At 60.6% G+C, this 7,643-nt stretch carries 7 protein-coding genes; all 7 read right to left on the reverse strand.

Going from position 1 to position 7,643, the window contains the following annotated elements:
- Positions 1 to 430: 430 nt before the first annotated feature.
- Positions 431 to 1,195, reverse strand: a complete 765-nt coding sequence (locus SNL23_RS05015; protein WP_063032874.1) for an ABC transporter ATP-binding protein — start codon at positions 1,193 to 1,195, stop codon at positions 431 to 433.
- Between the two features lie 13 nt (positions 1,196 to 1,208).
- Complete coding sequence (locus SNL23_RS05020; protein WP_076016566.1) at positions 1,209 to 2,327, reverse strand: succinylglutamate desuccinylase/aspartoacylase family protein; 1,119 nt, start codon at positions 2,325 to 2,327, stop codon at positions 1,209 to 1,211.
- Between the two features lie 9 nt (positions 2,328 to 2,336).
- Positions 2,337 to 3,047: an ABC transporter permease gene (locus SNL23_RS05025; RefSeq protein WP_318301773.1), complete on the reverse strand. Its 711-nt coding sequence runs from the start codon at positions 3,045 to 3,047 to the stop codon at positions 2,337 to 2,339.
- A complete protein-coding gene (locus tag SNL23_RS05030) occupies positions 3,044 to 3,772 on the reverse strand; it encodes an ABC transporter permease (RefSeq protein WP_318301774.1) in 729 nt (242 codons plus the stop codon). Before SNL23_RS05030 ends, SNL23_RS05025 begins: the two co-directional genes overlap by 4 nt.
- 57 nt (positions 3,773 to 3,829) lie before the next feature.
- Positions 3,830 to 4,609, reverse strand: coding sequence for a transporter substrate-binding domain-containing protein (locus tag SNL23_RS05035; RefSeq protein WP_258344020.1), 780 nt, complete (start codon positions 4,607 to 4,609; stop codon positions 3,830 to 3,832).
- 329 nt (positions 4,610 to 4,938) lie between these two features.
- A complete protein-coding gene (locus SNL23_RS05040; protein WP_318301775.1) occupies positions 4,939 to 6,573 on the reverse strand; it encodes an ATP-dependent DNA ligase in 1,635 nt (544 codons plus the stop codon).
- The gene (locus tag SNL23_RS05045) at positions 6,570 to 7,574 is read right to left on the reverse strand and encodes a ligase-associated DNA damage response exonuclease (RefSeq protein ID WP_258344022.1); all 1,005 of its coding nucleotides are present in this window, start codon (positions 7,572 to 7,574) and stop codon (positions 6,570 to 6,572) included. Before SNL23_RS05045 ends, SNL23_RS05040 begins: the two co-directional genes overlap by 4 nt.
- Positions 7,575 to 7,643 lie beyond the last annotated feature (69 nt).

The following is a 7,643-nucleotide window of genomic DNA, read 5'->3' on the forward strand; positions in this document are numbered from 1 at the left end:
ATGCCCGCGTCATCGTTAACGACCTTCGCGAGCAAGCCCGCTCCCACATTTGGACTGTGCCCGCTCTTGATTTCGCTGTTGCTGTTGCTGTTGCTTCACCACACTCAAGCCGGCCGGTAGGCCGCTGTGCTGTTGATCTGCTTTTGATCTTGATCTTAGGCGCCCCGTTAAACCACGCTGGCCGAACGCAGGCTTTGGACCGTGGGTAACCCGGCAGGACGCCGGGTTAGCCGCGCTGGGCCAAGGATGGCCCATCGCGGCGGCCCACGGTCCAAAGCCGCAGTGAGGGCACACCGAGCATTAGCGAGGTGCCGAGTGGTGGGGCAAGAGCGTTTTGCTTACTTTTGCGCTGTTCAAAAGTGAGCCGCTGTAAGAGCGGAACCATAGGCGGCCGTTACCTAAATAACGGATATGCCCCCACCCCTACCGGCTACTTCAAATTCCCACTCAAAAACTGCTGCAACCGTTCGCTCTTCGGATTACCCAGCACATCCTCCGGCGCACCCTGTTCCTCCACCAACCCCTTGTGCAAAAACAGCACCTGGCTCGACACCTTGCGGGCAAAGCTCATCTCATGGGTCACCATGATCATCGTCCGGCCTTCCTCGGCCAACCCCTGGATCACCTTCAACACCTCACCCACCAACTCCGGATCCAGCGCCGAAGTCGGCTCGTCAAACAGCATCACCTCCGGCTCCATCGCCAACGCCCGGGCAATCGCCACCCGCTGTTGCTGGCCCCCCGACAAAAACGCCGGATACTGATCCGCCACCCGCGCCGGCAACCCAACCTTGTCCAGATACCGACGAGCACGGTCCTCGGCGTCCTTCTTGCTGCAGCCCAAGACCCGGCGCGGCGCCATGGTGATGTTCTCCAGCACACTCATATGGCTCCACAAGTTGAAATGCTGAAACACCATCGCCAACCGCGTACGCAGGCGCTGCAACTCCGCATCATCCGCCACGCGCATCCCATGGCGGTCACTGACCATACGAATCTGCTGACCATCCAGCGTCATCGCGCCATCATTCGGCTGTTCAAGAAAGTTGATGCAACGCAAAAAGGTGCTTTTGCCCGAGCCGCTGGCGCCGATCAAACTGATCACATCACCGGTCTTGGCCTTGAGCGAGACACCTTTGAGCACCTCATTGTCGCCATAGCTTTTATGCAGGCCTTCAACGGTCAATTTGTACATGGGGCGTGCATCCTCAAGGCGAAAGTAGGTAGCCGCTGCGATAGGCTTCAGTGCCCGCGACATGGGCGATGACCATCCCGGCAGTGGCCATGCGCCGCAGCGAACGGGCGTAAAGCAGGCCGGCATTGCGGCAATGCACCGGCGTTACGCGGTCAGAAATAGGGTCGATGATTTCGGCGATCAGTTGCCCGGCTTCCACGTATTCCCCAGGCAGGGCGCTGAACACCAGCAAACCGCCCACCGGTGTGGCCACCGGCTCGACGCCCGCCAGCGGTGTGGCGGGGTAGGGCAGCGCCGGCAACGCTGCAGGCTCGCCGCTGATCGCGCCGAAGTGAATCAGGTAATCGATGATCGCCTGGCAGTCGAGGCTGGCCAGTCCGTGGTTGACGTCGCCCTGGCCGCGCAACTCGACGGTGACGGAAAAGCTGCCCATCGGGATCGGGAAGCGCTCGCCAAAGCGTTGCTGCAATTGCCACCACACTAGCGTGAAACACTCATCGAACGACTGCCCACCGGAGTCGGTAGCCAACAGGCTGGCTTCGGAGCCGATATAGCGCGCCAACGGCTCCACCCGGGGCCACGCTTCGGGAGTGGTGTACAGGTGCGCCACGGCTTCGAAGTCGCAGTGCAAGTCCAGCACCATGTCGGCATCGCAGGCCAGGCGTTGCAGCACCAGGCGCTGGGATTCCAGTTGCGTGACGGGTGTTTGCGCTGCCAGGGCCATGGTGAGTGCGTCGCGAATCAGTTCGACGTTGTGCTGTGGATCATCCCCCAGCAGTTCTTCAACCTGATTGCCGACGTCGTCGCTCAGGTCGACAAACAGGCGATTGAAGTTCTGCCCGCTTTCCAGCTCGTAGCGGCCCAGGGGGATGTCCATCAAAACCTGTTCCAGGCCGGTCGGGTTGGCGATGGGCACCAGCACGATCTCGCTGCGCAGGCGGTCGGCCGCTGCCAGCTCCGCCAGGCGCACTTTCAAGTGCCAGGCCACCAGCATGCCCGGCAACTCGTCAGCGTGCAGCGACGACTGGATGTAGACCTTGCCTTCAGCCTGCTCCGGCCCGAAGTGGAAGCTGTGGATCTGCCGCGCCGTGCCCGGCACCGGCGCCACGAGTGGGTGAATCTGATGACGCATGAAGGCTCCTTAGTGGCTGGGGCCGAGAAAGGCCAGCCAGCGACGCTCCGCCAGACGAAACAGACCGACCAGGGCAAAGGTCACGGTCAGGTAGATCAGCGCAGCGATACCGAATGATTGAAAGGTCATGTAGGTGGCCGAGTTGGCGTCCCGGGCGACTTTCAGGATATCCGGGATCGTCGCGGTGAAGGCCACCGTCGTCGAGTGCAGCATCAGGATCACTTCATTACTGTAGTACGGCAGCGAGCGGCGCAGGGCCGACGGCATGATCACGTAGGCATACAGCTTCCAGCCGCTCAGGCCGTAGGCTTTTGCCGCTTCGACTTCGCCGTGGGCCATGCTACGGATCGCCCCGGCAAAAATCTCCGTGGTGTAGGCGCAGGTGTTGAGGGCGAAGGCGAGGAGGGTACAGTTCATCGCATCGCGAAAAAACGCATCCAGTACCGGCTGCGCGCGAACCGCCGCGATGCTGTAGATCCCGGTGTAGCAAATCAGCAGCTGGATATACAGCGGTGTGCCGCGAAACAGGTAGGTGTAGAACTGCACGGGCCAGCGTACCCAGCGATTGCGCGACACCCGGACGATGGACAGCGGGATCGACACCAGGAAGCCGATGAAGATCGAGGCGCTGAGCAGCCACATGGTCATGGCCAGGCCGGTGATGTGCTGGCCGTCGCTATAAAGGAAGGGGCGCCAGTATTGTTGAATAAGTTCGATCATCGCACTGCCTCCCGGGAGCCTGCGGAGTAGCGCCGTTCCAGGTAGCGCAGGACGAAGTTGGACGCGCTGGTGATCAACAGGTAGATAAACGCGGCGATCACCAGGAAATAGAACAGCTGATAGGTGCTCTTGCCGGCATCCTGTGCGGCCTTGACCAGGTCGGCCAAACCGATGATCGACACCAGGGCCGTGGCCTTGAGCATCACGCACCAGTTGTTGTTAATGCCCGGCAGGGCGAAGCGCATCATCTGCGGGAAGGTCACGAAGCGAAACCGCTGGCCACGCGTGAGTCCGTAGGCCGTGGCGGCTTCCAGTTGGCCACGGGGCACGGCGAGGATCGCACCGCGGAAGGTCTCGGTGAAATACGCACCGTAGATAAAGCCCAGGGTGATCACCCCGGCGCTGAATGGGTCGATCTCGATGTAGTCCCATTCCATAAAGTCGGTAAAGCCGGTCAGCCACATTTGCAGGCTGTAGAAAATCAGCAGCATCAGCACCAGGTCGGGCACGCCGCGAATCAAGGTGGTGTAGATCTGTGCGGGAACCCGCACGAACGCCAGGCTGGACAGTTTGGCAGTGGCGCCGAGCAAGCCCAGCAACACGCTGACGGCCAGGGAAAACACCGACAACTTGACGGTCATCCAGGTGCCTTGCAGCAACAGCGGGCCGAAACCCTTCAAGCTAAAGGCACTGAGCCCCAGGGTTTGCAAAAGATCTTCGAACATAAATCAGGACCTATGGCGATAAAAAAGCGCCCCTCCAGCGGAAGGGCGCCCCAGACATTATTTGCCGCTGTACAGGTTCAGATCGCCAAAGTGTTTCTTCTGGATGGTGGCGTAGGTGCCATCATCGTGTAACGCTTTGATACCTTTATCCAACAAGGCCTTGAGGTCTTTGTTACCTTTTTTGATACCGACCGCAGTTTTGGACGGCAGCAGTGGATCGTCGATGGCCTTGCTGACTTCATAACCAGCGCCGGCTGGCGACTTCAAAAAGCCCAGTTCGGCTTGCAGCATGTCTTGTACGGAAGCGTCCAGACGACCGGATGTCAGGTCGGCGTACACCTGGTCCTGGTTGGCGTAGGCCTTGGTGGTCACACCGGCCTTGTCCAGTACGGCCTTGGCGTAGGCTTCCTGGATGGTGCCTTGCTCGTAGCCAACGCTTTTGCCCTTAAGGGACTCAGGCGTGGAGTAGTTCGCGCCCTTTTTGAACACCAGGGAAGTCGGGCCGGAGAACAGCTCGTTGGAGAAGTCGATTGCCTTTTCACGGGCTGTGGTGACCGTCATCGACGAAATCACGCCATCAAACTTGTTGGCGTTGAGGCCTGGAATCATGCCGTCGAAATCACTTTCGACCCACTTGCACTTGACCTTCAGCTCGGCACAGATGGCATTGCCCAAGTCGATATCGAAGCCCACCAGGCTGCCATCAGCGGCTTTTGACTCAAACGGCGCGTAGGACGGATCGACACCAAAACGCAATTCCTTGTATTCCTTGGCCAGCGCGGAACCGGCGGCCATGCACAGAGCCAGTGCAGAAAGGGTCAGCAATGCTTTTTTCATTATGTAATCCCTGGAAACCAAGATAAGCGCTTGTGGCGCGGTTAGGACTGTTACTGAACGGTGTCAGACCTGACTCAAGTAGCAATTTCTGCACCATAGTTCCGAATGGTCGTTTTAAAAGGTGAGATTAAGGAGTTGTGTCGGTAGGAAATGCCCGAAAATGGGCATTGATAAATCTATGCATTATTTTGGGGCGTGTGAAGTTTTCAAATGTGGGAGCGGGCTTCCTCGCGAATGCGGTGGATCAGTCACCAGATGTATTGACTGACACACCGCATTCGCGAGCAAGCCCGCTCCCACATTGATCTGTGGTGTTCGTGAGAGAGGTGTTAGGCCAGTAAATCCTGCAGTGTCGCCAGGTTGTCGGCTTCCTCGACGGATTTATCCTGGCGCCAGCGCAACATCCTCGGGAAACGCACGGCAATTCCGCTCTTGTGCCGCTTGGACAGGGCGATGCCCTCAAAGCCCAACTCAAACACCAGGCTGGGCGTCACGCTGCTCACCGGGCCGAATTTCTCCACGGTGGTCTTGCGGATGATGCCGTCGACCTTGCGCATTTCTTCATCGGTCAGCCCCGAATACGCCTTGGCGAATGGCACCAGCGTGCGTTCGCTGCCGGGCGGTCCGTCCCATACGGCGAAGGTGTAGTCGCTGTACAGGCTGGCGCGCCGGCCATGGCCGCGCTGGGCATAGATCAGCACGGCATCGACACTGAACGGGTCGACTTTCCACTTCCACCACACGCCCATGTCCTTGGTGCGGCCCACGCCGTAGAGGCCATCCCGGGCCTTGAGCATCATGCCTTCCACGCCCAGGCTGCGGGAGGCTTCACGTTGTTCCGCCAAGGCCTGCCAGCTGTCGCCGGTCAGCAAAGGCGACGCCCGCAACGTGGGCTGGTCGCAGTCGCTGATCACCTGTTCCAGTTGTGCCCGACGCTCGGCCTGGGTGTGGTTGCGCCAGTCGTCGCCCTGGTGTTCCAGCAGGTCATAGGCCAGTACCGCGACGGGGGCGTCTTCGAGGATTTTCTTGCTCAGGGTTTTGCGGCCGATGCGCTGTTGCAGCAGGGCGAAGGGTTGCACCGAGCCCTTCCATACCACGATTTCGCCGTCGATCACCGTGCCATCCGGCAGGCTGTTTTCCAGCTCATGAAGTTCCGGAAAGCGGTCGGTGACCAGTTCTTCGCCCCGGGACCAGATCCACAAGCGGCCTTCGCGCTTGACCAGCTGTGCGCGGATGCCGTCCCACTTCCATTCCACTTGCCAGTCAGCGGGGGCGCCGAGCAAGGCATCAAATTGCTCCACCGGTTGCGCCAGGCCATGGGCGAGAAAAAACGGATAAGGCTGCCCGCCGCGTTGCGCATGCTCGTCGGACGATTCGGCGGCAATCAGTTTCAAATAGCCTTCGGCGGTCGGACGGTTGGACAGGTCGGTGTAGCCCACCAGGCGCTGAGCCACGCGTTTACTGTCGAGCCCGGCCATGGCGGCCAGGGCGCGGGTGACGAGCAACTTCGATACGCCAACCCGGAAGCTGCCGGTGATCAGCTTGATGCACAGCATCAGGCTCGGTTGATCCAATTGTGCCCACAACGCAGGCAGGCGTTCGGCCAACTCTTCTGGCGGCAGGCCACGCAAGGGCAGGAGTTTTTCTTCGAGCCACACGGCCAAACCGTCGTTGGAGGTGTGGGGCGATTCCGGTAACAGCAGGGAAATGGTTTCCGCCAGGTCGCCTACCGACTGATAACTCTCTTCGAACAACCACGGCTCAATGCTCGCGGCTTCGGTGGCCATGTCCCGCAGCAACCGCGTGGGCACCAGTTGCCGCGGGCGGCCACCGGATAAAAAGTACACCGCCCATGCGGCATCTTCCGCTGGCGCTTGTAGGAAGTAAGCCTGCAAGGCCGCGAGTTTGGCATTGCTGGAAGTGGTTGCGTCGAGGTTGGCGTACAGCTCGGCGAAGGCTTTCATGACGCGGCTTCCTCTTCGTCATCGCCGTATTCGGTGGTGAACCCTTGCGCGTCGAGGCCCTTTTCCCGCAGGTGTCGGACCAATACGCCCACAGAACCGTGGGTGACCATCACGCGCTCAGCGCCGGTTTGCTCGATGGCCCACAACAGCCCAGGCCAATCGGCGTGGTCTGAGAGCACAAAGCCGCGATCCACTCCGCGCCGCCGGCGGGTGCCGCGCAGGCGCATCCAGCCGCTGGCGAAAGCGTCGCTGTAGTCGCCGAAACGGCGTATCCAGGTGCTGCCGCCGGCCGAGGGCGGGGCGATGATCAGGGCTTGGCGCAGCAAAGGGTCGGTCTTTTTGAAGTCACCGGCGTAGAGGGTTTCGGGGATATAGATGCCCGCTTCGCGGTATACCCGGTTAAGGGGTTCGACCGCGCCATGGCTGAGGATCGGGCCGATGCTGGCGTCGATGCCGTGGAGAATCCGCTGAGCCTTGCCGAAGGAATAACAGAACAGCACGCTGGCCTTGCCGGCCGCGATATTCGCCTGCCACCAGTCGTTGATCCCGGCAAAAATCTGCGCCTGGGGCTGCCAGCGGTAGATCGGCAGGCCGAAGGTCGATTCGGTGATAAAGGTATGGCAGCGCACCGGTTCAAACGGCGCGCAGGTGCCGTCGGGCTCGACTTTATAGTCGCCGGAGGCGACCCAGACTTCACCCTGGTATTCCAGGCGCACTTGGGCGGAGCCGAGTACATGGCCGGCGGGATGGAAGCTCAAGTTGACGCCGTGATGGCGCAGGGTTTCGCCGTAGGCCAGGGTTTGCAGGTTGATGTCTTGACCCAGACGCGAGCGCAGGATGCCTTCGCCGGGGGCGGCGGCCAGGTAGTGTTGATTGCCGGTGCGGGCGTGGTCGCCGTGGGCATGGGTAATGACCGAGCGTTCAACCGGGCGCCAGGGGTCGATGTAGAAATCCCCAGCGGGGCAGTAGAGGCCTTCGGGCCGGGCGATAACAAGGTCCATGGGCGTGCCGTGGAGGTGGGCTTGTTAATTATGAGGCGGGGGCGGGTGGAGAAGTTCTATCGGAATGCA

Source organism: Pseudomonas sp. SED1 (genome assembly GCF_034044025.1).
In the GTDB taxonomy this organism is placed as follows: Bacteria; Pseudomonadota; Gammaproteobacteria; order Pseudomonadales; family Pseudomonadaceae; genus Aquipseudomonas.

Excerpts from the sequence above, each read along its gene's own strand:
- SNL23_RS05045 (WP_258344022.1), bottom strand. The coding sequence starts at position 7,574 with ATGGACCTTGTTATCGCCCGGCCCGAAGGCCTCTACTGCCCCGCTGGG.
- SNL23_RS05015 (WP_063032874.1), bottom strand. The coding sequence starts at position 1,195 with ATGTACAAATTGACCGTTGAAGGCCTGCATAAAAGCTATGGCGACAAT.
- SNL23_RS05035 (WP_258344020.1), bottom strand. The coding sequence starts at position 4,609 with ATGAAAAAAGCATTGCTGACCCTTTCTGCACTGGCTCTGTGCATGGCC.
- SNL23_RS05030 (WP_318301774.1), bottom strand. The coding sequence starts at position 3,772 with ATGTTCGAAGATCTTTTGCAAACCCTGGGGCTCAGTGCCTTTAGCTTG.
- SNL23_RS05025 (WP_318301773.1), bottom strand. The coding sequence starts at position 3,047 with ATGATCGAACTTATTCAACAATACTGGCGCCCCTTCCTTTATAGCGAC.
- SNL23_RS05040 (WP_318301775.1), bottom strand. The coding sequence starts at position 6,573 with ATGAAAGCCTTCGCCGAGCTGTACGCCAACCTCGACGCAACCACTTCC.
- SNL23_RS05020 (WP_076016566.1), bottom strand. The coding sequence starts at position 2,327 with ATGCGTCATCAGATTCACCCACTCGTGGCGCCGGTGCCGGGCACGGCG.